Source organism: Bacillus cereus group sp. BfR-BA-01453 (assembly GCF_022662915.1).
Taxonomy (GTDB): domain Bacteria; phylum Bacillota; class Bacilli; order Bacillales; family Bacillaceae_G; genus Bacillus_A; species Bacillus_A paranthracis.
Map to the genome: position 1 here is coordinate 695847 of NZ_JAKUEN010000001.1, position 25342 is coordinate 721188.

Below are 25342 nucleotides of genomic sequence, written 5' to 3' on the forward strand. Positions count from 1 at the left end.
CTTATTGTTGCCCCTTATTTGCAGCAAGAATGAGTTCTTTTGCGCCTTGGTTAATTAAACGGTCCGCAGCCTCTAATCCTACTTTCTCTGGATCAGTTCCTACTACTGTCTCTTTCAATAAAACAGAACCGTCCATAGACCCGACAAGAGCTGTTAATTCGATTGCATCGTTTTCTGTAAGAGTTGCATATCCAGCGATCGGAACTTGGCATCCCCCTTCAAGTTTATGAAGAAATACGCGTTCTGCTGCCACTGTTTTTTCTGTTACTCCATCATTCATATGAGCTAACAACTGCAGTAAATCTTTATCATCCTCACGACACTCAATCGCTAATGCACCTTGTCCTACAGCAGGTACACATAACGTCTCATCTAAATGTTCTGTAATAACTTCATTATCCCAGCCCATTCTTTGTAATCCCGCTGTCGCTAAAATAATTGCATCGTAATCTTCTTCTTTTAATTTGCGTAAACGTGTATCGATATTTCCGCGAATCCACTTCACTTGTAAGTCTGGTCTCGCAGCGAGTAACTGTGCACTACGTCTTAAACTACTCGTACCTAAAATAGCGCCTTCTGCTAACTCTTTAAACGACGCTCCGTTTTTTGAGATAAAAGCATCACGAGGGTCAACACGCTTTGGTGTACAACCAATCATTAATCCTTCTGGAAGTACGGCCGGCATATCTTTCATACTATGTACAGCCATATCAATTTCTTTCGTAAGTAGCGCATGTTCAATCTCTTTCACAAACAAGCCTTTGCCACCTACTTTTGAAAGAGTAACATCTAAAATTACATCGCCTTTTGTGACGATTTCTTTCACTTCAAATTCATATGGTAAACCTAGCGCTTTTAACTGATCAATAAACCAATTTGTTTGCGTTAATGCTAATTTACTCTTTCGTGACCCTACAATAATTTTGCGCATAATTTTCTCTCCTCATTATAAATACCAAAAGTGGAAGTTGGATAAACTGCTTAATAGAAAAATATTAATTAGCATTACGAGAAATGCTCCGATGTTCCACTGCACGATTTTCTTCCCTTGCAACACATCTGCCGCGCGTAAATATAGGCCAGCACAATATACAAATAGAACGACAAAAGACCCGATTACTTTCGTATCATACCAATGGAAATTGTCCAATTTTGTATATCCCCATATGCATCCTAATAAAATAGCTAGTAAGAAAAATGGAACAGAAAATAAATTTAATCCGTAAGACATCGATTCTAGCTTCGGTAAATTCCCTAACCTTCTTAATCTCGCATTCCATTTTTTCTTTTTTAATAGGCGATATTGCAATAAATACATAATAGAAAAAATGAACGATACAGTAAAAGTTGCATAAGAAATAATAGCCATACCGACATGTACATATACAAGCTCCGAAACTAATTGCTCTGCAAGTACCGGCGACATCTTTCCAAGCGGCGTAAAAATAGAAAAAGCGCTTACGCCAAATGCAACAACATTTGTAAAAAAGACTAAAAAATCGATTCTCATAAATCGATTAATGACTAACGACATCGTAATCAATAGCCAAACATAAAAATAAATGCCTGATAATAAGGTTAAAAGGGGGTTCGTTTCTGAATCTGTAGCTCTAAGCAACATAAAAATAGAATGCAGAATCCATACAATCGAAAGTAACCAAAAAGCAAATCGGTTCGCCTTTCGGTTACTTTGGAAATAATCTATAAAATATAAACTAATGCTACAAGCATATAAAATAATTGCAATATGATAAATAATACTGTTATTTAAAAAACTCATCCGATCATCCTTCCAAATTATAAAGATGGAACGGATGGTGTCCACGCTCTTTTATGTTCTACTTCTTCCGCACGACTCTCTACGTCTTCCATTTCTAAATCGAAAATCTTTGCAAATAACGCTAATTTTTCGTCTGCTCCCTCTTCAGCAGCTATTTCTTTCGCTACTAGAATTGGGTCTTTTAATAATTGATTAATAATACTTTTCGTATGCTTACTAATTACTTTTCTCTCACGATCACTAAGAGTTGGTATTTTTCGTTCCAAACTTTCCATCGTTTCACTTTGAATAGCAAGTGCCTTATCACGAAGAGCTGATATTAACGGAACGACACCAAGTGTACTTAACCACGTTTTAAATACAACAATTTCCTCTTCAATCATAAATTGAATTTTCTCTGCTTCTTTTAAACGTTCAGCACGGTTCGCTTCCACTACTCCTTGCAAATCATCAATGTCATACAAGAAAGAACCTTCTAGCTCATCAATTGCTGGATCAATATCACGCGGCACTGCAATATCAACCATAAATAATGGACGACCAGAGCGCATTTTCTCTACCTTTGTCATCATCTCTTTCGTAATGACATAATCCGATGCACCAGTTGAACTAATTAAAATATCAGCTTCTAATAATGCACATTGTAATTCACTTAAAGATTTTGCGTGTCCCATATATTTCTCAGCCATTATTTCTGCTTTTGAAAGCGTTCTATTCATGACTGTTACTTTACGAGCACCACTTCCATATAAGTTTTGTAGTGCAAGTTCACCCATTTTACCAGCACCAAGAATAAGTACGTGACAATCTGTTAACTCGCCAAATATTTTCTTCCCAAGCTCAACAGCAGCATAACTAACAGACATCGCACTTTCACCAATTGTCGTTTCTGAGTGAGCACGTTTCGCCAATGTAATAACTTGCTTAAACAATTCATTAAAAATTGTCCCTGTTGCTTTTACTTGTTGCGCTTCTAAAAAGCTATCTTTTATTTGACCTAAAATTTGCGTCTCTCCAACTACCATAGAATCTAAACCGCACGTTACGCGGAATAAATGATCGATTGCACCATCTTGTTCAAAAATAGTTAAATATGGTGCGACTTCTTCTATTTCAAACTGAAACCAATCAGCTAAAAACTTCTTAATATAATACCGTCCCGTGTGTAATTGATCGACAACAGCATAAACCTCAGTGCGATTACAAGTTGATACAATGACATTCTCTAACACGCTCTTTTGATTTTGTAATGTAGTCATTGCTTGCTCTAGCTCTGCTGCCTGAAATGTGAGTTTCTCACGAAATTCTACAGGGGCTGTTCGATAATTTACACTAACAACAAGAATATGCACGCAGCATGTCCCCCTTCACCCGTTTTATCACTTTATCTACTATCATAATACAACTTTCCTCTTATGAATCTGACAATCGTGTGAACAACCGATTATTTTTTTATTTATTCTCCATATGTAAGAAAGGAGATTCAGTAAAATGAATAAAATTTTTCTACTTTATAATGATTATAAATTAATAACTCTATTTGTACGTTACCAAAAAAAGCCCTCATAATCAAGTGATGGAAACTATTCCATATAAATTATAACATCATCTTTCCTATCTTCTTTCATCATGAAGGAAAATATGTATGATTGTTCCAAATTGTAGCACAAACTTTCTCAATACAATGTATTTGACATTGTATTTCTTTTTCGTTATATTGATTTTACAAGATTAAATTGTGCACAACTTAATTAGAAAGGAGTCATTCATGACAGAAGATTCTTTGCATCTAGATAATCAACTTTGTTTTTCTATTTATGCTTGTTCTAGAGAGGTTACACGCTTTTACCGACCATATTTAGAAGAAATGGGCATTACGTATCCACAGTACATTACTTTACTCGTACTATGGGAGCAAGATGGACTAACAGTAAAAGAAATTGGAGAACGTCTATTTTTAGATTCCGGTACGTTAACACCTATGTTAAAACGAATGGAATCATTAAACCTTGTAAAACGCGTTCGTTCCAAAGAAGATGAGCGAAAAGTGTGTATTGAATTAACAGAACAAGGAAAAGATTTACAAGATAAGGCTTGTTCATTGCCGACAACGATGGCAACAAATTTAGGAATTACAGAACAAGAATATCGTTCTTTATTAATTCAATTAAATAAACTAATTGAAACAATGAAAACAATTAATGATAGAAAAGGGGAATAAACATGGATAAATTATATACTGCTTCAGTAACTGCTACAGGTGGAAGAAATGGAAAAGTAGTATCAGATGATGGCATATTAAATCTTGATGTGAAAATGCCGAAAGCACTAGGTGGTGCAGGCGGAGAGGCAACAAATCCAGAACAACTATTTGCTGCTGGTTACGCTGCTTGTTTTGATAGTGCATTACAACTTGTCATTCGTACGAAACGTGTAAAAGTAGAAAGTACAGAAGTAACTGCTCACGTTTCTATCGGAAAAGATACAGATGGTGGTTTCGGCCTATCTGCTGTACTTGATGTACATGTCGCTGGCGTTTCACATAGCGAAGCACAAGAACTTGTAGAAGCCGCTCACGGCGTATGTCCTTATTCGAAAGCAACACGAGGAAATATTGAGGTTACATTAAACGTACGCTAAAAGTGTATAAAGAAAAAAACGCGCGACATTCGTCACGCGTTTTTTGTTTTTGTAAATTTATGAATTGCTTTCCATGCTTCTTCTTTCCCAAGTCCTGTTTCAGAAGAGAATAGAACGACTTCATCGCCACTTTCAATATCAAGCGTTTCTTTTACAACTTTTAAATGCTTTTGCCATTTCCCTTTCGGAATCTTATCGGCTTTCGTTGCAATAATAATGGTTGGAATGTCATAATGCTTTAAGAAATCATACATCATTACATCATCATTTGTTGGTTTGTGACGTAAATCAACTACTAATACAGCTGCATCTAATTGCTCACGTGTTGTAAAATACGTTTCAATCATTTTACCCCAAGCCGCGCGCTCTGTTTTAGATACTTTCGCATATCCGTAACCTGGAACGTCCACAAAGTGCATCATCTCATTAATTAAGAAGAAGTTTAATGTTTGTGTTTTTCCTGGTTTAGAAGAAATACGTACTAACTTTTTACGATTTAAAATTTTATTAATAAAGGAAGACTTCCCGACATTTGAACGACCTGCTAATGCAATTTCTGGTAAGTCACCGTCTGGATATTGTTCTGGTTTAACAGCACTAATTACAATGTCTGCTTTTGTTACTTTCATTGTTTCACTCCTACTAATGCGTGCTCCAATACTTCATCTAAATGAGATGCAAGCACAAACGTAAGGTTTTCTTTTACGCTCTCTGGAATATCATCTAAATCTTTCTCATTTTCCGCTGGTAAAATAATCTTTGTTAAACCTGCGCGGTGAGCACTTAATGTTTTTTCTTTTAAACCACCAATCGGTAATACACGACCACGAAGTGTAATTTCACCTGTCATCCCCACTTCTTTACTTACAGGAATACCTGTTAGCGCAGAAATAAGTGCCGTTGCCATCGTAATACCTGCTGACGGTCCATCCTTTGGAACTGCTCCTTCTGGAACATGAATATGAATATCATTTTTCTCATGGAAATCAGGATCAATCTGAAGCTCTTCTGCACGAGAACGAATATAGCTAAACGCTGCTTGTGCGGATTCTTTCATAACATCCCCAAGTTTCCCTGTTAAAATTAATTTCCCTTTACCTGGCGCTACAGACACTTCAATCGCCAGTGTATCGCCACCTGCTGCCGTATATGCTAAACCTGTCGCCATACCAACTTGGTCTGTTTTTTCAGCTTGCCCATAACGGAATATGTGCTTACCAAGTAAATCAACAACGTTTTTCTCTGTTACTACAATACGCTTACGTTCTGCTGTAACGATAATCTTTGCTGCTTTACGACAAACTTTTGCAATTTGGCGCTCTAGTGTACGAACACCAGCCTCACGTGTATAATAGCGGATAATTTCAAGAAGCGCTTCATCACGTACTTGTAAATTACCTTTTCGTAAACCATGCTCTTGTAATTGTTTCGGCAATAAATGTTCACGAGCAATGTGAACTTTTTCAAGCTCTGTATAGCCAGCAATCGAAATAATTTCCATACGATCAAGTAATGGGCCTGGAATACTGGAAAGTGTATTTGCAGTTGCCACAAACATAACCTTGGATAAATCATATGGTTCTTCAATGTAATGATCACTGAAGTTATGGTTTTGTTCTGGATCTAACACTTCAAGTAATGCGGCTGATGGATCTCCACGGAAATCGTTAGACATTTTATCAATCTCATCTAATAAAAAGACTGGATTAACTGATTTCGCCTTTTTCATACCTTGAATAATGCGTCCTGGCATTGCTCCAACGTACGTACGACGGTGACCACGAATTTCAGATTCATCACGCACACCACCAAGGGATACACGGACAAAATTACGATTTAATGATGTTGCAATAGAACGCGCTAACGAAGTTTTTCCGACCCCAGGTGGTCCTACTAAACAAAGGATAGGCCCTTTTAATGAATTCGTTAACTTCTGTACCGCTAAATATTCAAGTACGCGCTCTTTCACTTTCTCAAGACCGTAATGATCTTTGTTTAAAATCTCTTCAGAATGAGCAAGATCAATCATATCTTCTGTTGCCTCTGTCCACGGAAGTGCTAATAACCAATCCATATAATTGCGAATAACACCGCTCTCCGCAGAACTTGCTGGTAACTTTTCATAACGATCTAATTCTTTCAGCGCAGCCTTCATTGTTTCTTCAGGCATTCCTGACTGTTCAATTTTCTCACGAAGTTCTTCAACTTCCCCGCCCTTACCTTCTTTATCGCCAAGTTCAGTTTGAATCGCCTTCATTTGCTCACGTAAAAAATATTCTTTTTGCGTGCGCTCCATTGAACGTTTCACTTTTTGTCCAATTTTCTTTTCTAAACTAAGTAATTCTTGTTCATCTTGAATAATTGAAATAAGTGTATGTAATCGTTCTTTCACAGATATGATTTCTAAAATCTCTTGTTTCTGCTTCGTTTTAATTGGCAAGTGAGAAGCAATTAAATCCGCTAATCTTCCTGGCTCTTCTACATCAGCTACCGTTGCAAATGTTTCATTTGAAACTTTTTTCGAAACTTTAATATATTGTTCGAAATGCTCCAGTAATGTGCGCATAAGAGCTTTCTCTTCTAAATCAGCTTCCACTTCTTCCGTTATCGTTTTAATAGAAACTTGCACTACATTTTCTTCTTCGATAAACTCTACTACTTCTGCTCTATGTAAACCTTCTACAAGGACACGAAGCGTACCGTTCGGCAATTTTAACATTTGCTTCACTTTCGCCACTGTACCTACACTATATATGTCATCTTCTTTCGGATCATCGATATTCATTTCTTTTTGCATTGCTAAAAAGATGATATTTTCATCCATTGCCGCCTGCTCTAGTGCTTGTATCGATTTATCACGTCCTACATCAAGATGCAGAACCATCGTTGGATATACGAGAACGCCTCTTAATGGTAGGAGGGGCACGATTCTTTCATTCGTATTCATACTAGACATAGCACCTCCATAATAAATTAAACTCCTGTTCAACTATTTTATATTACAATACATCTAGATGCAATTGCAGAGATTCTCCGCAACTGTAAATCCCTCGTTTTTTCTCCCTTATAAAAGAAAAAAGACTCCGCTTAAGCATACAAACTTAAACGAAGTCTAGCAAATACTATTATCGTTCATTCTCACATTGATTGTGCATCTGTTTCGTCTATCGTAGTATGTACATCAAGCTCTCGATGTATATTTTCCTGTATAAACGTTAGCTCAAATACTTCCTTCAACTTCCGAACAGGAATAATTTCAATTCCTTTTATTGTATACAAAAATGGTTGCATGTTTTCAGCAGGAATGATAACTTTCTTAGCTCCTGCCTTTTTCGCAGCTTTTATTTTTGCGTACACACCACCGATAGGTTTCACTTCCCCGTGTATACTTATCTCACCAGTCATCGCTACTTCATTATTCACATACGTATGATGCACTGCTGAATACACACCTGTTGCCATAGCAATTCCCGCCGAAGGCCCATCAATCGGGATACCACCTGGAAAATTAATATGTATATCGTACCCTTCTGGCAATACATCTAGAGATCGAAGCACTGTTAATACATTATCTACAGAACCTTTCGCCATACTTTTACGACGAATGGATTTCGTTTGACTACCAATACTTTCCTCTTCAACAATTCCGGTAACATTTACCGATCCTTTATCTTTCGCCTTGATTGCTGTTACTTCAATTTCTAATAACGCACCTGTATTTGGTCCGTATACAGCAAGTCCATTTACAAGACCGATTCTCGGAATAGGGTAAATGCGTTTTTCATACTTCGGTGTGAGCTGACTAGAGTGAACAACCCACTCTATATCTTCATCTTTAATGAAAGGACGTTCTTCATTTATTGCCATTCCAGCAGAAATTTGTACAAGATTAATCGCTTCTCGCCCATTTCTCGCATACATTCCAATCATTTCAATACCATTTTCACCGATTTGCATTTCCACTTTTTCAGCCGCATTCTTCGCTACTTTTTGAATTTCTTCTGTATCTAACTCACGGAAGAACACTTCTAAACAGCGCGACCGAATAGCAGGAGGTATCTCATCTGGCGAACGTGTCGTCGCCCCAACTAAGCGAAAATCGGCTGGTAAACCTTTTTGAAAAATATCATGTATATACGTTGGAATCATCGTATTTTCTTCACTATAGTATGCACTTTCCAAAAACACTTTTCGATCTTCTAGCACCTTTAACATTTTGTTCATTTGAATAGGATGTAGTTCACCTATCTCATCAATAAACAAAATACCACCGTGAGCATCTGTTACCGCACCTTTTTTCGGTTGCGGAATACCTGCTTGCCCCATCGCACCAGCACCTTGATAAATTGGATCATGCACCGAACCAATTAAAGGGTCTGCAATACCACGTTCATCAAACCGAGCTGTCGTCGCATCCAGTTCAATAAATGTTGCATTTGTGCGAAATGGAGATTTTGGATTTCGTTTTGCTTCTTCTAATACGAGACGCGCTGCCGCTGTCTTTCCGACACCTGGCGGACCATATATAATCACATGTTGCGGGTTTGGACCACAAAGAGCCGCTTTTAACGACTTAATCCCGTCCTCTTGCCCTACAATATCTAAAAAGGATGTAGGACGCACCTTTTCCGCAAGCGGCTCTGTTAAAGAAATCTCGCGCATTTTACGAAGCTGTTCTAATTCTTTTTTCGATTCTCGATCAATTGAAACTTTTTGTGTTCGCTGATTTCGAAGTAAATGCCAAAAATACAATCCGACAATTACACCAAAAACAAGTTGAACAAGTAAAAATATATTTGTCCAGCTCATCATTTATTTCCTCCCGCAATGTTTTATCTCTTAGTATTTCCGCGGAGGAACATAGCTAAACATAAAGAAAAACAGCAATTATAAAAATTGCTGTTTCTCCTTCGCATTATGCAGATGTTTTTGTATCAAGTACAGTACCGTCTTGTAACACCAATTTTGGTGCTGCATTATCAGCTACTGTTTCTTTTGTAAGAATACACTTCTCGATATCTTTGCGAGATGGTAGCTCGAACATTACCTCAAGCATTAAGCCTTCAATAATAGAACGAAGTCCACGAGCACCTGTTTTACGTTCAATTGCTTTTTTCGCAATCTCAATTAGTGCGCCTTCTTCAAACTCTAACTCAACATCGTCAAGCTCCAATAGTTTTTGGAATTGCTTAACAAGTGCATTTTTCGGTTTCGTTAAAATATCAACAAGAGCATCTTCATCAAGCGGCTCTAGGTTCGCAATAACTGGAAGACGACCGATAAACTCTGGAATTAAACCAAATCTTAAAAGATCCTCTGGTAATACGTGAGATAAAACATGCTTCTCATTTACATCAGCATTTTTCTTCTCAGAACCAAATCCAATTACTTTTTCACCAAGACGACGTTTAATAATTGGCTCGATGCCATCAAACGCTCCACCACAGATGAATAAGATATTCGTTGTATCAATTTGAATAAACTCTTGATGCGGATGCTTACGGCCACCTTGAGGTGGAACGCTTGCTACAGTACCTTCTAAAATTTTCAGAAGTGCCTGCTGCACACCTTCACCAGATACATCACGTGTAATTGATGGATTTTCGGACTTACGTGCCACTTTATCAATCTCATCAATATAAATGATTCCTTTTTCCGCTTTCTCTACATCATAATCAGCTGCTTGGATTAATTTAAGTAAGATGTTTTCTACATCTTCCCCAACGTACCCAGCTTCAGTTAAAGATGTTGCGTCCGCGATTGCAAATGGAACATTTAAAATACGCGCTAACGTTTGTGCCAGTAATGTTTTACCACTACCTGTTGGCCCGATAAGTGCGATATTACTCTTCGCTAATTCTACATCATCAATTTTGCTGTTAGAATTAATGCGTTTGTAATGGTTATATACCGCTACCGCTAGTGCTTTTTTCGCGTTATCTTGTCCGATGACATACTCATCTAAAATTTCACGAATTTCTACCGGTTTCGGTACATCTTTGAATTCTACTTCTTCATCTTTCGCAAGCTCCTCTTGTACAATTTCAGTACAAAGTTCGATACACTCGTCACAAATGTAAACACCTGGACCTGCAACTAACTTTCGGACTTGCGTTTGTGTTTTACCACAGAAAGAACATTTTAATTGCCCTTTTTCATCATTAAATTTAAACATATTTTCACACCCCTTACAAAGTGCTAACCTCTTGCCTTCGTATGTACACGATAAATGTATCGTATGTAAATACATATTATGTCACTACGTGGCGAGAAATACAAATAATATGACTAGTTATGTACAAATAAAAAGTTTTTAAAACTTTTGAAATATGTATATTCGACTTATTAAGGAAGTTTTCCTTCTTCATCGAAAAGTTTTATAAATATATTTCTATATTTATAAAACAAGGCACGATTAAAATCGCGCCTTGTTATTTTATTATGCAGCGTTTTCTACTAAGAAGTCTACAGCTTTACGAACTTTAAGATCTTCAGCTAAAGCGTCTACGCTTCCAAGAGCTTGCTTGATAGCGTCTACTGGCATACCGTACATTTCAGCCATTTTTTCAACTTCTGCAGTTACTTCTTCTTCAGTAACTTCGATGTTTTCAGCTTCAATGATAGCTTCAAGAACAAGGTTGATTCTTACGCGTTTTTGAGCGTCTTCTTTCATTTGCTCTTTTAACTTGTCAGCATCAGTACCTGTGAATTGGTAGTAAAGCTCAAGGTTCATACCTTGTTGGCTTAAACGTTGCTCGAATTCACGAACCATACGATCTAACTCAGTGTCGATCATAGCTTCTGGAATGTCGATTTCAGCGTTAGCAGCAGCTAATTCTACTACTTCGTCACGTACTTTGTGCTCAGCTTCATGCTTTTTGCCTTCTTCTAAGTTTGTGCGAAGTTTTGCTTTTAATTCATCAAGAGTTGCAACCGCTTCGTCAGCTTCTTTAGCGAACTCGTCGTTTAACTCAGGAAGTTCTTTTGTTTTGATTTCGTGAACTGTTACTTTGAATGTTGCTGGTTTGCCAGCTAATTCAGCAGCATGGTACTCTTCTGGGAATGATACTTCAACGTCTTTAGACTCACCAGATTTAAGACCAATTAATTGCTCTTCGAAACCTGGGATGAATGTACCAGAACCGATTGCTAGAGAGTAGTTTTCGCCTTTTCCGCCTTCAAATGCTTCGCCATCAACGAAACCTTCGAAGTCGATTACAGCTGTATCACCGTTTTCAACAGTTCCTTCTTCTTTAACAACTAGCTCAGCTTGACGCTCTTGTAAAGATTTTAATTCGTTCTCTACATCTTCGTCAGTTACAGTTGTTTCAACTTTTTCTACTGCTAAACCTTTGTACTCACCTAATTTAACTTCAGGTTTCACTGTAACTTTTGCAGTGAAGATAAGGTTAGCATTTTTTTCGAACTTCTCAATGTCGATTTCAGGATGAGCAACTGGGAAGATACCAGCTTCATCGATTGCTTCACCGTATGCTTTTGGTAAGATGATATCTAAAGCATCTTGGTATAAAGATTCAACACCAAAGCGTTGTTCGAATAACGGACGAGGCATTTTTCCTTTACGGAAACCTGGTACGTTGATTGTTTTTACTACTTTTTTGAACGCAGCGTCGATAGAGTTGTTTACTTCTTTAGCATCAACTTCGATTGTTAAAACGCCTACGTTACCTTCTAATTTTTCCCATTTTGCAGCCATTTATTCTTTCCCTCCAACTATAATAATGTATGCACATACCTCTATAGATTAAGATCTTCATTATCTCTTTTTTGAAATAACAAAAGTACAAATAATCCTCTAGCAAAAGCTTTCAGATATAATGTTCCAATCTACTAATTGCCTAAAAGACAACTACGGTATATTTTGTTCGAGAATAATATGAAACATATTAAGTAAGAGAATTACACTTCTCTTCTCTTACAAACAGGCAGATTTCTGCCTTTTGCAACCCTTACATTATAACATAGAATATGCTCGTTTCAAGAACCGAACGATTCTTTTTCATAATTATACGGGCAAATATCCTTCTCTTTCAACACGTAATAACCATTGATAGGCAATATGAAACTCTTCTAATTCAATATTATACGCTGTCATAAGCTCTTCTTCATCAATAGTCAACCCGAAACGCTTTCTACCAATTCTCTCTAAAACAGCAGCCCAAATCTCCACTTTATCCATTAATAGAGCGAATGGGAAAATGCTAATTTGTAATTCTTTCCAATATGTAACCATCGCATCAAATATATCAGGATAATTTTGCTCTAATCGACTTGATAATCTATGTATAATGTTATCGGATTGCTCCTCATTATGACCTGTAAATGCCGGAATTACCTTGATCGTATTCCCAAACTTTTCTACCTCTATCTCTTCTTCTATTTGATTTTCTATCATTTTATATAAAATAGAAGTTTTCAAATAAGGGTGCTGTTTTTCGTCTATTAAAAATTTCTTTAAAATAGGTAATGCAAGATCCAAGTCTTTTAACGAAAGTTGCTGAATCGCCCTTAGCTTTTGCCCAAAGTTTTCTCCAAATATTTCATTAGTAAATTCATCTAACTCAAAATTCGAATCAACTCGTGATGTATCTACTTCATTTAACATACCTTCTGCAAATAAAGCGAGCTGTGCTAATTTTTCCTTTTGCTCAGGCATTATATCTTTCGTTTGCAAAACTTTTTCAACAGTTTCAATAACGCCTTCATAATCATTTGTTTGAACTAAAATTGTCACATACGTTTCAAGAATATCACCAAATAAGACCGCTCCTGCTTCCAGTAACTGTTCACATTTCTCTTTCGCTTCTTCCATATGTTTTAATTCTAACAAGCAAATAACCGAAGCTAGTTCCGTTTGTTCCGTTTCTGCATTATACTGACGTAATATTTCAAAGCAGCGCAATGCATCTTCGAATTTCCGCTCTTTCAGCGCTAAAAAACCTTCATCAATATAGCGCTCTGATAGTTGCGGAAACAATACGACCGTATTTTCTTTTTTATCCATACGTCCGCCTCTTTTTCTAGATTTTAATTATCTTTAAAGTAAATATATCAAATGAGTAATGAGAACACAACATCCCGAAACCCTTTGTTTGAAATATAGAAATATTTAATTTTTACATTTCAATACAAGTGAATTCCTACTCAAAATTAAAAATATGCAAATAAAAACCCTCAGCAATTCAAGCAGAGGATTCATCATTAATGGAAAGCTTTTATAATAGTGGGGTATATAACAAGGGTAATAATTTGGAGAACAATAATTGCCATAACAATCATGCTAAAGTAGAAGATTGGTTTACTTCGCTTCATTAAAAACATAATGATGAGCATTGTACAAGCAAACAAACTTAAGAAGAACAAACTCGTTGTCGAACTAAGTATACCACTTGGGACAAAGAACAATAACACAACACTACAAGTACCTATAATTCCAAATAACCATTCCATTCATTCACTCATTCCCTTTCCCTCTCATGGTAGTTTCCTCTACGCGATTAAATGTTTTACAACATCAACTACATACGTTAATTTCTCATACGCTACAAATCCAAAAGCAACTGTTAAACCCGTTACGATTAATCCCTTCATTATTTCTTCCTCCTCGTTTTATCGTTGTTACCTTCATTATAGAGGATTAACAATTTGTTACCATCGAACTACCTTACAGTTACCTTACAGAATTGTAAGATTTCAAAAGAGGATAGAAAAACACCTCACATAACTTGAAGTGTTTTTACGGAATTTCTCTATAATCACTTGCAAAATTAACTTTTTTCTCTTGTTTATTTTTCGCAGAATCCACTCTTAAACTAATAGATTTACTAAATAATTTGGGATTGAAATAATCATTCGTTACTTTTCTTGACTTACCTTTAAATATTTCCAATTATAAGAAAACACTTTATTAAAATCGTGTTAATATATTTTTATACAATTAAGAATTTGATTTACAAGGGGGATTATATATGTTCAAAAAAGTAGCTGCTGATGTTTTAGGGTTAAGTGATGTAGGGTCTGTCATTACACCGAAAGATTATGATAAGGTCGATGCTGATGATTACGTAATGCATGAAGATGGAGAGAAAATTTATTTTCTAATTAAATCGAAATCAGATGAATATTGCTTCACAAACAAAGGATTACTTCACCTAGACGGGACAAGTGCGACAAGTAAAAAACGTACACTACGCCGCTTTAGCTATAGTAAATATCAAATTAAAAATGTAGCACTTGAAACTGCGGGAACAATTGATTTAGATGTAGAAATTAAATTTCAAATGGGAGATGAGCATTACTCAATTGATGTTCATAAAAAACATATTGAAGAATTAAAAGATTTATACAAGGCTTTACTTAAAATCGAAGAAATTTCATACGACAACGACATTACATTGCAGTATGCACATAAAAGTTTAGATATGGCATCTAATGCTTTCAGCCGTATTTCAAATGCACAAGTAAATTTAGCAGAGCAGTTTAAAGAAATGAACGAGATTGCCTTTAACTGGCTTGTTGATACGAAGAAACAATATAATGTGAAAGATTATGGTTTTGTATTTGAGAAATTTATTAATAACTAATTTAAAATAAACAAAAAACCTTGTTATCAAAAAATAACAAGGTTTTTTAGCGTCCCAGGAGGGGTTCGAACGCTCAGTCCGCTCATTTCCGTACTATTTTATATATTTTGATCGCAGTCTTAATATATCTTCTCCTTCGCGAATGCCTGCTGATCCCTTCCTCACATTTTTTACGACAGTCCAGTTCGGGTTAGTTTCATCACCGATGTTCTGTACTGTAAAGTTGCCATCACCATATTTCCGTTGACCTTCTGCCAATTTCTCTGTTAAATCATTCTCATTTGATCTCGCCATCTTTGCGCCATCTCCCTTTTTATACGACCTTCTTAAACCATCTAACCAATCACAGGTCTAGTCAATTGGAGATTCTCGTTTTCCGCTTCTATTCATTGTAACACACTGACAGGGATAAGTTTCGATAACGACTGCTCAATCGTACTAGAATGGTAAAAAGTTATAACATTCTAAGTGAAAATTAGGAGAATACGATGTACGACGTGTTATAGAAGGTGTTGATCCCGATACTGGCGAAAAACTTTCATGGTGGGAACGCACCGGTGCTGGTGTCATGGTTTTTGCGGGAAAAAGTTTTATAATATTGCAAGTGAACAGTTAGGAGAATCTGGATATGGATTTGAGTTCCATCATAAACCTATTGATTCTTGAAATTAAATACGAGGAATAGGGTGCATAAATGGCGCTCTTTTCTTCATGCACTTTAATCCGTTACACATAATAATTACCATATATTACGTTATTTTTTTACACCTTTTGCACATACATCAATTTGTAGACAAACAAAAAACCTTGTTATCAAAAGATAACAAGGTTTTCTTAGCGTCCCAGGAGAGATTCGAACTCCCGACCGACGGCTTAGCTTACCACCATAGCTTTCGCTACCAGCAATTACTGTTTGTAGTCTGGACTATATCTTCACCATTTCAGGTGCGACACGTGTAGTCTCTACGGAACCTCACGATGATTTTCATCATACTTCAGAGTCTTTACCATTAAGTTTCACTTAATCATTCAAAACTCCTTAATCTTTTTCAAGATCGTAAGTTTCCTCGGTATTACCATCAGCCGAACTGTTAAGGCTTCACCGATATAGTGTCGTCCACTTTATAGGTTCTTGTTTCCCTATAAAGGCTCCTATTTTTCTTGAAGGCCGTTGCTCTATCCTGCTGAGCTACTGGGACATGGAGCGGGTGAAGAGAATCGAACTCTCGACCAGAGCTTGGAAGGCTCTTGTTTTACCACTAAACTACACCCGCATATGTTATTTTATTTTCATTCGTTAGCGCCGTTGCCCTATCGACAATATTTATTATATGTATAACCATACATAAAGTCAACACCTTTTTTAAAAGAGGATAATTTTTCTTATCCTCTTTTAAAAACTGCTTGTTCAACTAGCTGTCCGTCTAGTGTTTCAAAACGAACTTCCATTTGATTTTCATCCATTTCTAATAAAGCAAATGTTTTTTCTACACGCTGACGCGGTAATAAAATACTGCCTGGATTAATAAATAAAACGCCGTCGATTAATTCCGCACCTAATACGTGAGAGTGTCCGAAGCATGCAACTTGCGCTCCTACCTCTTCAGCACGGTACGCTAATGTTTGTAACGTCATTTTCACGTTATGACGATGTCCATGCACAACTACGAAACGAACACCATCTACATCAGTTACAATTTCATCTTGAAAGTTAGCATAATCACAATTCCCTTTTACAACATGGAAACTTTGCAACTCTTCATGAGCAGGCGTTAGCTCTGAATCACCGCAATGAATCATGATATCTACTTTCCCTTCATACTTCTCTTTTAACTGCTGTAATTCCTTCACAGAGCTATGACTATCGCTTACGATTAAAGCTTTCATCAATCTCTCTCCCTTATTCTCCTAAAAACCATTCAGGGATTTTTTCTTCTAGCTTACGTAGAGCACGTCCACGGTGACTAATAGCATTTTTCTCATCTGAACTTAGTTCGGCCATCGCTTTTTTATATTCTTCCACATAAAAAATCGGATCATATCCGAAGCCGTTTTCCCCGCGGCGTTGTTCTAAAATAAACCCTTCGCACGTCCCATTTACAATGACAGGCTTTTTATCCCCTTCAGGGAAAGCCACTGCTAATGCACAGTAGAAACGAGCTTTACGCTTTTCAAACGCTACGTCATTTAATTCTTGTAAAACTTTATCAATATTTGCTTGATCATCTTTCGGCTCTCCAGCAAAACGTGCTGAATACACACCTGGTTTCCCGTTTAAAGCATCTACAATAAGACCTGAATCATCCGCAATTACAATTGCATTCAATTGTCTACTCAAACTGTCCGCTTTTAAGATTGCATTTTCTTCAAATGTTTCACCAGTTTCTTCGACTTCTTCAATATGAGGAAAATCGTGTAATGATTTCACTTCTAAATCAAATCGCTCAAATAACTCAGCAAATTCACGTACTTTCCCCATATTTTTTGTCGCTACAACAACTTGTTTCATTTTTTCCACCTCTACTCTATATGAGATACGATGTCACCTAACGCTTCTTTTTGCATATCAATCAGTTGGAAAATGCCTTGTTCTGCAGCATCAAGTAATTCATTTAACTGCGCTCTACTAAACGTCGCTTCTTCTCCAGTTCCTTGCACTTCAACGAACTGACCTTTTCCAGTCATAATTACGTTCATATCAACGTCTGCTTTAGAATCTTCTGCATAGTTTAAATCTAAAACAACACCTTGTTCTTCAACAATTCCTACTGACGTTGCTGCTAAATAATCTTTTACTGGAATTTTAGATACTTTTTCTGCTTGTAATAATTTCTCAAACGCTAATACCATTGCTACATATGCACCTGTAATAGAAGCTGTTCTCGTTCCACCATCCGCTTGAATAACATCACAATCAATCCAAACCGTTCTCTCACCAAGCGCTTCTAAGTCAACTACCGCACGTAATGCTCGTCCAATTAAGCGCTGGATTTCCATTGTACGTCCTGTTACTTTCCCTTTACTTGACTCCCTAATTGTACGTTGTTCTGTCGCACGTGGAATCATCGCATATTCAGCTGTTACCCAGCCCTTACCTTCTCCACGCATAAAAGGCGGGACACGCTCTTCAATTGTCGCTGAGCAAATTACCTTAGTATCCCCAACCTCAATTAACACTGATCCTTCTGGATGTTTTAAATAATTCGTATGAATATGTATATGGCGTAATTCTGTTTTTTCTCTACCATCTACTCGCATAACAATAACCTCCTCATAACTACTTGTTAGTATAGCCAAATTTAAATGTATGATATGTATACAATAAAAGAAGGGGAACCCAAAAAGCAATTCCCCTTTCTTACTTAAGTATATCAAATTATTGGCGATTAAAAACTACCTGTATTCACGTTTTCTGGACGATCTACAGGTTTTATTAACTTTCCGCCCTTTTCATCTATAAGATTCGCTTTACCATTTACTTCAATAGAAACGCTTTTCACGCCTTTCTTTTCTGTTAAAGATAAAACTAATGACTTCAATACGTAATTTGAAATCATATTTTTATCTGGGTTTATAAATATATTTTCATTAAAGTTTAATGTAAGATTTCCGTCTTGTAATTTCGGATTCGTAATCAGCTTAACTCCTGGATTAAAATCATTTAGGAGTGATTGATGAATCGGTCCTTTTACAAGTTCATCTACAATTGCTGCATAATCATTTTCTTTTCCTTCTACAACGCGGCGTGTTACTGGTACGTAGTATTGCTGTTTATTATTATTTTGTGCCATAAAATAAAGTGTTACTGGTTTTGTATTTGTTACATCCGCTACTTGCTCATCATCGAAGTTAATACCGTTCGCACGGCTCACCCCTTCACCAAGCGGTGTACCACCAACAGGCATCTTCGCTAATTTTTCACCATTTATTTGGAACTGCACTTGTTTTATTTCTTTAAATTGCGTCAACGTCCATGCAATAGATTCAACGATTTGACGTTCTTCCTCTTTCGCATAGTTTTTCATTTCTTTAGAAAAATCAATGACTGCCGTCCCATCTTTTTTCAAGTTAAGGGTCATCGATGTATTCGCCGGAATGACTGCACGGAACCCATTCGGTAATAAATTGGTTACCGGCCCATCTTTCACAAGGTACTCTAACGTTTGCTGAATAACCTCATTTGCTTTCGGAGTAGGTATAGCTAACGTCTGCGGTACAACATAGCCATTTTTATCAACAAGGTATAATTCTCTATTCACCGTTTGTCCTTGCTTATCTTTTTTAGATACTTCTTTCTTTCCACCCTCTGTATACGTAACTTGTTTTGGTGGATCAATTTGTTCCGTTGCTTTCTCTTGATTTATAAAGCCACACCCTGTTAGTAAAACAGCGCTCACAGTAGCACCAATAACCCATTTAAAAGTGGATTTAGGCATGCCATTCCCCCCTAAAATCTAAGTTTGTACTATTATGTATACGAGCTGTTTCATGTTTTAGAACAAGCTGTGCTCCCTATAAACAAAAAAACTCCTGATTTCTCAGGAGTTCACTTATATGCATTCTATTATTATTCTTTTTCTAAATAAATATGTTTCACATTTTCAATCGGTTGACCGAACCATTTTGATGCAATTTCTTTAAATAGACCTATTTTCCCTGTTGTTAAGAAGAGATGATCACTTTGTTCCTCTCCCTCATTCAACATTTTACTATGGTATAAAATAGTACTTACTTCACGCGCCGTTTCATCACCAGAACTAATGAGTTGCACTTTATCTCCCATTACTTGTTTAATAACAGGACCTAAAATTGGATAATGTGTACAGCCTAAAATAAGCGTATCAATATCAGTGTTTTTCAGCGGTTGCAACGTTTCTCTTACAACTTCATACGCCATTTCACTTTCGAAATTACCGCTCTCTACAAGCTCAACAAAAGGTGGACACGCTAAACTTTCTACCATAACACGATTATTAATAGACTTTAACGCTTCTTCGTATGCACCACTTTTCACCGTTCCAATCGTTCCAATAATCCCAACATGATACGTGTTTGTCATTTTTAAAGCTGTACGTGATCCTGGGTGAATAACTCCTACCACTGGAATTGGTAATTGTTTCTGCATCTCTTCTAATACAACTGCAGTTGCTGTATTGCATGCAATAACTAACATTTTGATATTTAAATCTAGTAAATGCTCCGTCATTTCCCACGTGAATTGGCGCACTTCTTCTCGAGAACGTGGACCATAAGGGCAACGTGCTGTATCCCCTAAATATATAATGCGCTCTTTCGGCAACTGACGAATTAATTCCTTCGCTACTGTTAAGCCGCCAACTCCTGAATCGATAACACCGATTGCTCTATTCAACTTCATCACCCGTTTTCTCATTCATCATCTTATTTTATCATTATATTTTACACACTTTAAGTTCGCGCACTTAAACTGCTTCTGTATGAAAATTTTCATTTGTACCTGTATAGACTAGGACCTTTTTTATTTTGCTCCTTTTTTTCATAATTTGCAAGACAGAAAAATAACCGACCTTCTATATGAAAGTCGGTTTCTTCTATAATAAAGTACATCTTTAATGCTCCATCTTTTTTTGGAAAGAAGACATTCCTATTAATAAGAAGAAATGAGCAGAAATTAACATGACGATTAAAATAAAATTGAAACGATAACTATTTGTAGATTCCATAATTTTGCTCGCAACAGCTGGTCCAAATGCCATGCCGAAAAAGTTAATTAAATTATATAAACCAAGACCGACTCCAACTTTAGCTACATGTAATGTTTTCGGTATAAATGTGTTCAATGATACTTGAATGGCAGAATAACTCATAAACGTTAAAATAATCGCCAATACAATAACGACTATACTTCCATTCGGAATAAACCCTAAAATTAAAAAGCCAACAATCATAATGACAGACGCTACATAAATCATATTCACATTTCCAAACGAAGGGACAATCTTTCCAGTAATAAAACTAGACACAATACCAAAGAGTGATGCAACAAATAATACAATTCCGATAATAAACGGCGACAATCCGTGTACTCTTCCTAACAGTAATGGCAATAATAATAAATTAGCACATAACGCCACATTAATTATAAATCCGACTGTTATTAAACGAAGAAATGCTTTGTTCGAAAATAACTCAATATCGATAAATGGGTGCTCCGCTTTCTTCATACGAACCGTGAATAAAAATAAGGAAATTATCGATAACACAAATAGCCAACTATTCATATTAACACCTACCAAAACAGTCGTAATAAATACAAATAGTAACGCCGCTCCAATGTAATCAAAATAAAACACTTCATCCGTATGCCGTGCTTCTTCTGGCATAAATTTTATAAGCAAGAAAATCCCCAATACTGAGATAATCATAAATAAAAATAAAAATGGCCACCCTAGTGTATTTGTAATAGCCCCGCCAACTAAAGGACCAATACCAACCGCTAACGCAATAGAAGAACTAATCATCGCTAAAGCACCAGGCTTCTTAGCAGGAGCAACTAATTTTGCTACCGCAATCATACTAAGCGCAATAAACGCCGCGCCCCCACTCGCCTGCACTAATCTTGCAAAAATGACAATCGCATATGATTGATTTACAAATCCAATAATAGAACCCGCTACAAATATGATGATTGAAATAATTAATAGTTTTTTCACACTATAACGATCAGCCAGTTTCCCATATATCATCGAACCAATACCGACAACTAGGGAGTAACCTACTACAACCCAACTTACTTTCGATTGACTAATGGATAAATCATGAGCCATATCCTCTAACGCAACATTAAATAAAACCGCATTCATCGGTCCTAATAAAACGATAAAACATAATGTGAAAACAAACCATTTTGAATGGTTACTTATATCTTTCCCCATGTGTAACACCTCTCCTGATTGTAGTAACTGTAAATGAAAATAAAGTTGTTTAGCGCTTCTATCGCTGCTAAACAACTTCATCAAATGTATACATTTATCGCGCGACAAATTGAATTCGAAACGAAACATGTACGTTGTTCGATATTCATGGAACTATCATAGTTTCAGCATTACAGTTTGTCAACGAAAAATATACAAACTGAACTAATTTAGTGTTTTTAGTTTACTTTGTTTAAAAATTGTTATACACTAATTTCGAATCCGATATAAGGAGGGCTGACATGGTTATTCAAATTTGCAATTTCTAACTTAATAAAATAATAAACTTTTATATAGAAGAAACATTACAGGAGGATTATGATGAAGAAAAAAATGTTAGTTGTATTAACGAGCGTTGAAAAATATCCAAATTTAAATCGAGCTACTGGCCTTTGGCTTGGTGAAGCTGTTCATTTCGTTAAAAAAGTTGAAGAAGCTGGTTACGAAGTAGATTATGTTAGCCCACAAGGTGGTTATACACCGATTGATCCGCATAGTTTAGCAATGGCGGAGAGCATCGATTGGGAATGGTATCAAAAGAAAGAATTTATGAATCGCCTCGGTTCTACAATGAAACCGAGTGAAGTGAATCCAGAAGACTATGCTGTTATTTATTACGCAGGTGGTCACGGTGTGATTTGGGACTTCCCTGAAAATAAAGAACTCCAAATGATTAGCCGTAGCATTTATGAAAATGGCGGAATTGTTTCCTCTGTTTGTCACGGAGCTGCTGGTTTATTTCATATTACATTAAGTAATGGGGAACGTTTAATTAGCGGTAAAAAAGTAACAGGATTCTCAAATGAAGAGGAAAAACTAGCTGAATTAGATCAATTCGTTCCATTTTTAACAGAAGATGAACTTATTAAAAATGGAGGACTTTACGAAAAAGCTGCGCAGCCTTGGGAAGCTTACGCTGTAGAAGATAATCGCGTTATAACTGGCCAAAACCCAGCTTCAGGTGGTCCAGTAGCTGAATTAGTATTACAACACTTAAAAAAGAACATGTAATAAAAAAAGCAGATTTTCCATTCATATAGGAAAATCTGCTTTTTTACGAAATCATTTGCAAAATAGCCATAACTTCTTTTTCAATTTCAGAATCATCAATCGCTTCTATATACTCCGGTTTAAACAGTTGATACTTCTTTAGTTGATAAAAATCAAGTATCGCTTTCTTTAACGTAATATCGTACTGAATACAAAAAGAATGATCTATTATACGTCTTAACATCACATCATCTTGCACCATAAATAATTGTGCGTTCATCTTATTAAAGTAACCTTGTTCCATACCAGCTTCAAAAAACATTTGCAAATTATGATTACGATTTTGTTGTGCAGCGACTAACTGATCAGATAAGTGCGGATATGCCTCTTTCAAATCTTGTAAAAAGACATCTGAAATATACGTCACACATTTTAAAGAGTGAATAAACGTCTTTTGGAAACGTTCTGCAAAAGACATACTTTCATCTTGATTATCCGCATCTCCTTCAAGAAGATAGTTCATAAAATCTTCTACCACAGCTTCAATAATCTCATCTTTTGAAGAAAAGCGTTTATATAAAGTAGCTTTACTAATATCCATATATTTCGCAATTTCATCTATTTTCAATTGGCTAAAACTCGTTTTTCTAATAACGGGCTTTATTTTATTAATATAAGTATTTGCGCACGCAACTTTTCTCATTAAAGGAGCCTCCCCTTTTGTCCATACAAAATAGTATAGCAAATTCACGATTAATTATAAATGAAGTCACTATACTCAATATATCTTTTTAGTTTAAAGATCATTTACACTACAGAAAAAATGCCCGCTACCTCGATGAGTAGCGAGCACTTTTTCTATAATTTATTTACAGCTCTTCTTATAGCTTTCCCTATTTCCATACTAGACTGCGGGTTTTGCCCTGTAATTAAACGCCCATCTACTACGACGTGCGGCGTAAAATTTGGAGCAACATAAAACAAAGCCCCTTCTTCTTTCAATTTATTTTCTAACAAAAACGGCACTCGCTTTTCTAAATGTACAGCTTTTTCCTCATCATTTGTATAACCTGTTATATGCTTACCCGCACTAAAAAACGAGCCGTCCTTATTTTTCACACCGACTAAAGAACTTACTCCGTGACAAACAGCCGCTACAATTCGGTTGTTGTTGTACATATTCACAATTAAATTTGCAACATATGGATTACCTGGAAAATCTACAATTGCCCCGTGCCCACCACCAAATAAAACCGCATCATAATCCGAAAAATGAACCTTTGAGATCAGCTTCGTATTTTGCAATAAAGAAGCGACATGCTTAAATTCACGAGGTATCCCGTTCGGAATAGACACTCTATCAATAGGTACTTTACCGCCCTTTATCGACACAATATCAACATCGAACTTAGCCTTTTTAAATACATGATACGGAGCTGCAAGCTCTTCCAGCCACAAACCAGTCGGGTGTCCATTCATATCATGAGCGCTTGTTGAAACTAACAATATCCTTTTCAACATATCCCCCTCCTTACTACCTATTTATGTATGGAGTGTTCTTATCATTCATATAGCAAGCGAAAAAACGATAACAATAAGCTGACCTTTTGTAAAAAGTGAGCTTATTGTTATCGTTTGAATTCTTTCATACAAAGATGTTCACAACTGTATAGCTTTTATCTCCAACGCCACGCAATTGTTGTATCCTCCATATGAATAGCAGGTATATCAATCCCTAAATGCCGCTGAGCATCCTCATCAAAAATAGACCAATTTTCTTCATATAAAAATTCAGGGTCTATGCTTTCAAAATCAAATGCACTATCTTCGTCTACCATCTCACGAAAATATTTTTGGAACGGTTTACTATTATCGTATAGACGAATTGTTCCATACATCCATGGCATATCTCCAAAAACATCTTTAATTTCACCTATCTCCATATCTTTAAAATACAACTTCATATTTGCACCTTCTTATCCATGAATGACAAGGACACCTCATCATATTTTAAAATAGTTATTTTTAACATATCTTCCCCCTCACAGTCTGAGATACCTTTTTTAAGTTCAAAATATAAACAGAAAAATAGCCGACTCTCTTATAAAAGTCGGCTTTCTTTTTATAACTCGAGCTCTCCCATGCGAAGAAGCTCAACAACTGCTTGTGAACGTCCTTTAACCCCTAGCTTTTGCATTGCGTTTGAGATGTGGTTACGAACTGTCTTTTCACTGATAAAAAGTTCACCTGCAATTTCCTTCGTTGTTTTATCTTGAACCAGTAATTCAAATACTTCTCTCTCTCTCTTTGTGAGTAAAGGTTTAGATTGATACGCTTTTTCCTTCAACTGGTATAACCCTCCTTGCTTAAGCCAG

General features: G+C 36.3%; 25 protein-coding genes, 1 tRNA gene and 2 pseudogenes. 6 read left to right on the forward strand and 22 right to left on the reverse strand.

From position 1 onward, the window contains the following. Position 1: 1 nt before the first annotated feature. From hemC to hemA, 3 genes are read right to left on the reverse strand one after another with little or no spacing between them, the layout of a single operon-like run. A complete protein-coding gene (gene hemC / locus MR070_RS03675; RefSeq protein ID WP_001226412.1) occupies positions 2 to 931 on the reverse strand; it encodes a hydroxymethylbilane synthase in 930 nt (309 codons plus the stop codon). 15 nt (positions 932 to 946) lie between these two features. Continuing rightward, positions 947 to 1780 (reverse strand): cytochrome C assembly family protein, encoded by an 834-nt coding sequence (locus MR070_RS03680; protein WP_242260551.1) that lies wholly within the window; start codon positions 1778 to 1780, stop codon positions 947 to 949. A gap of 17 nt (positions 1781 to 1797) precedes the next feature. Continuing rightward, on the reverse strand, positions 1798 to 3132 hold the full coding sequence (gene hemA, locus MR070_RS03685) for a glutamyl-tRNA reductase (RefSeq protein WP_242260552.1): 1335 nt from the start codon (positions 3130 to 3132) through the stop codon (positions 1798 to 1800). Between the two features lie 416 nt (positions 3133 to 3548). Between hemA and MR070_RS03690 the strand changes: the two genes are divergently transcribed. Together MR070_RS03690 and MR070_RS03695 are read left to right on the forward strand one after the other, a co-directional pair. Continuing rightward, positions 3549 to 4001, forward strand: a complete 453-nt coding sequence (locus tag MR070_RS03690; RefSeq protein WP_000133920.1) for a MarR family winged helix-turn-helix transcriptional regulator — start codon at positions 3549 to 3551, stop codon at positions 3999 to 4001. 2 nt (positions 4002 to 4003) lie between these two features. Then, entirely contained in the window at positions 4004 to 4420 is a 417-nt protein-coding gene (locus MR070_RS03695; protein ID WP_000359781.1) for an organic hydroperoxide resistance protein, read from the forward strand. Positions 4421 to 4452: 32 nt separating this feature from the next. On the opposite strand, the gene ysxC is transcribed toward MR070_RS03695, so the two are convergent. The 7 genes from ysxC to MR070_RS03730 all read right to left on the reverse strand — a co-directional run bounded on the left by ysxC (position 4453) and on the right by MR070_RS03730 (position 13891). After that, on the reverse strand, positions 4453 to 5049 hold the full coding sequence (ysxC, locus tag MR070_RS03700) for a ribosome biogenesis GTP-binding protein YsxC (protein ID WP_000869113.1): 597 nt from the start codon (positions 5047 to 5049) through the stop codon (positions 4453 to 4455). Beyond that, positions 5046 to 7376 (reverse strand): endopeptidase La, encoded by a 2331-nt coding sequence (gene lon / locus MR070_RS03705; RefSeq protein WP_000097297.1) that lies wholly within the window; start codon positions 7374 to 7376, stop codon positions 5046 to 5048. Before lon ends, ysxC begins: the two co-directional genes overlap by 4 nt. A 182-nt stretch (positions 7377 to 7558) precedes the next feature. Further along, positions 7559 to 9229, reverse strand: coding sequence for an ATP-dependent protease LonB (lonB, locus tag MR070_RS03710; RefSeq protein WP_014481760.1), 1671 nt, complete (start codon positions 9227 to 9229; stop codon positions 7559 to 7561). 106 nt (positions 9230 to 9335) lie between these two features. Beyond that, positions 9336 to 10595, reverse strand: coding sequence for an ATP-dependent protease ATP-binding subunit ClpX (gene clpX, locus MR070_RS03715; RefSeq protein ID WP_000472282.1), 1260 nt, complete (start codon positions 10593 to 10595; stop codon positions 9336 to 9338). Between the two features lie 264 nt (positions 10596 to 10859). Continuing rightward, a complete protein-coding gene (gene tig, locus MR070_RS03720; protein ID WP_000729258.1) occupies positions 10860 to 12137 on the reverse strand; it encodes a trigger factor in 1278 nt (425 codons plus the stop codon). A gap of 309 nt (positions 12138 to 12446) precedes the next feature. Next, a complete protein-coding gene (locus MR070_RS03725; protein ID WP_242260555.1) occupies positions 12447 to 13445 on the reverse strand; it encodes a hypothetical protein in 999 nt (332 codons plus the stop codon). Between the two features lie 197 nt (positions 13446 to 13642). Further along, positions 13643 to 13891 carry a hypothetical protein gene (locus MR070_RS03730; RefSeq protein ID WP_001983650.1) on the reverse strand — a complete coding sequence of 83 codons (249 nt, stop codon included), beginning with the start codon at positions 13889 to 13891 and terminating at the stop codon, positions 13643 to 13645. A gap of 518 nt (positions 13892 to 14409) precedes the next feature. Here MR070_RS03730 and MR070_RS03735 point away from each other — a divergent pair. Next, positions 14410 to 15024 carry a PH domain-containing protein gene (locus tag MR070_RS03735; RefSeq protein ID WP_000475206.1) on the forward strand — a complete coding sequence of 205 codons (615 nt, stop codon included), beginning with the start codon at positions 14410 to 14412 and terminating at the stop codon, positions 15022 to 15024. Between the two features lie 93 nt (positions 15025 to 15117). Here MR070_RS03735 and MR070_RS03740 read toward each other — a convergent pair whose 3' ends face one another. Then, on the reverse strand, positions 15118 to 15318 hold the full coding sequence (locus MR070_RS03740) for a hypothetical protein (RefSeq protein WP_000124461.1): 201 nt from the start codon (positions 15316 to 15318) through the stop codon (positions 15118 to 15120). A 184-nt stretch (positions 15319 to 15502) separates the two neighbouring features. Here MR070_RS03740 and MR070_RS03745 point away from each other — a divergent pair. Together MR070_RS03745 and MR070_RS27290 are read left to right on the forward strand one after the other, a co-directional pair. Next, positions 15503 to 15607: pseudogene (locus MR070_RS03745) on the forward strand (pre-toxin TG domain-containing protein); the annotation flags it as partial. Continuing rightward, positions 15598 to 15690, forward strand: a pseudogene (locus MR070_RS27290) (DUF6572 domain-containing protein); the annotation flags it as partial. The pseudogenes MR070_RS03745 and MR070_RS27290, both read left to right, overlap by 10 nt. Positions 15691 to 16224: 534 nt before the next feature. Here the strand turns inward: MR070_RS27290 and MR070_RS03750 are convergent. From MR070_RS03750 to MR070_RS03780, 7 genes are all read right to left on the reverse strand, one after another. Then, a tRNA-Gly gene (locus tag MR070_RS03750) sits at positions 16225 to 16298 on the reverse strand. Positions 16299 to 16407: 109 nt separating this feature from the next. Then, a complete protein-coding gene (locus MR070_RS03755; RefSeq protein ID WP_044790600.1) occupies positions 16408 to 16911 on the reverse strand; it encodes a metallophosphoesterase in 504 nt (167 codons plus the stop codon). A gap of 13 nt (positions 16912 to 16924) precedes the next feature. Further along, positions 16925 to 17533: an XTP/dITP diphosphatase gene (locus MR070_RS03760; RefSeq protein ID WP_000815935.1), complete on the reverse strand. Its 609-nt coding sequence runs from the start codon at positions 17531 to 17533 to the stop codon at positions 16925 to 16927. 11 nt (positions 17534 to 17544) lie between these two features. After that, complete coding sequence (gene rph, locus MR070_RS03765; RefSeq protein ID WP_001261765.1) at positions 17545 to 18282, reverse strand: ribonuclease PH; 738 nt, start codon at positions 18280 to 18282, stop codon at positions 17545 to 17547. Between the two features lie 128 nt (positions 18283 to 18410). Then, on the reverse strand, positions 18411 to 19460 hold the full coding sequence (gerM, locus tag MR070_RS03770; protein WP_001126737.1) for a spore germination protein GerM: 1050 nt from the start codon (positions 19458 to 19460) through the stop codon (positions 18411 to 18413). A 131-nt stretch (positions 19461 to 19591) separates the two neighbouring features. Further along, the gene (racE, locus tag MR070_RS03775) at positions 19592 to 20401 is read right to left on the reverse strand and encodes a glutamate racemase (protein ID WP_000773996.1); all 810 of its coding nucleotides are present in this window, start codon (positions 20399 to 20401) and stop codon (positions 19592 to 19594) included. Between the two features lie 211 nt (positions 20402 to 20612). Then, positions 20613 to 21938 (reverse strand): MFS transporter, encoded by a 1326-nt coding sequence (locus MR070_RS03780; protein WP_242260557.1) that lies wholly within the window; start codon positions 21936 to 21938, stop codon positions 20613 to 20615. A 360-nt stretch (positions 21939 to 22298) separates the two neighbouring features. On the opposite strand from MR070_RS03780, the gene MR070_RS03785 reads away from it, so the two are divergent. After that, positions 22299 to 22988 (forward strand): type 1 glutamine amidotransferase domain-containing protein, encoded by a 690-nt coding sequence (locus MR070_RS03785; protein WP_242260559.1) that lies wholly within the window; start codon positions 22299 to 22301, stop codon positions 22986 to 22988. Positions 22989 to 23031: 43 nt separating this feature from the next. Here the strand turns inward: MR070_RS03785 and MR070_RS03790 are convergent, their stop codons facing one another. The 4 genes from MR070_RS03790 to gerE all read right to left on the reverse strand — a co-directional run bounded on the left by MR070_RS03790 (position 23032) and on the right by gerE (position 25314). Continuing rightward, positions 23032 to 23670, reverse strand: coding sequence for a TetR/AcrR family transcriptional regulator (locus tag MR070_RS03790; RefSeq protein WP_001233021.1), 639 nt, complete (start codon positions 23668 to 23670; stop codon positions 23032 to 23034). A 155-nt stretch (positions 23671 to 23825) separates the two neighbouring features. Continuing rightward, a complete protein-coding gene (locus MR070_RS03795; RefSeq protein ID WP_139895954.1) occupies positions 23826 to 24488 on the reverse strand; it encodes a type 1 glutamine amidotransferase domain-containing protein in 663 nt (220 codons plus the stop codon). A gap of 155 nt (positions 24489 to 24643) precedes the next feature. Continuing rightward, positions 24644 to 24931, reverse strand: coding sequence for a hypothetical protein (locus MR070_RS03800; protein ID WP_044790607.1), 288 nt, complete (start codon positions 24929 to 24931; stop codon positions 24644 to 24646). A gap of 158 nt (positions 24932 to 25089) precedes the next feature. Next, positions 25090 to 25314 carry a spore germination transcription factor GerE gene (gene gerE, locus MR070_RS03805; protein ID WP_000659484.1) on the reverse strand — a complete coding sequence of 75 codons (225 nt, stop codon included), beginning with the start codon at positions 25312 to 25314 and terminating at the stop codon, positions 25090 to 25092. Between the last annotated feature and the right edge of the window lie 28 nt (positions 25315 to 25342).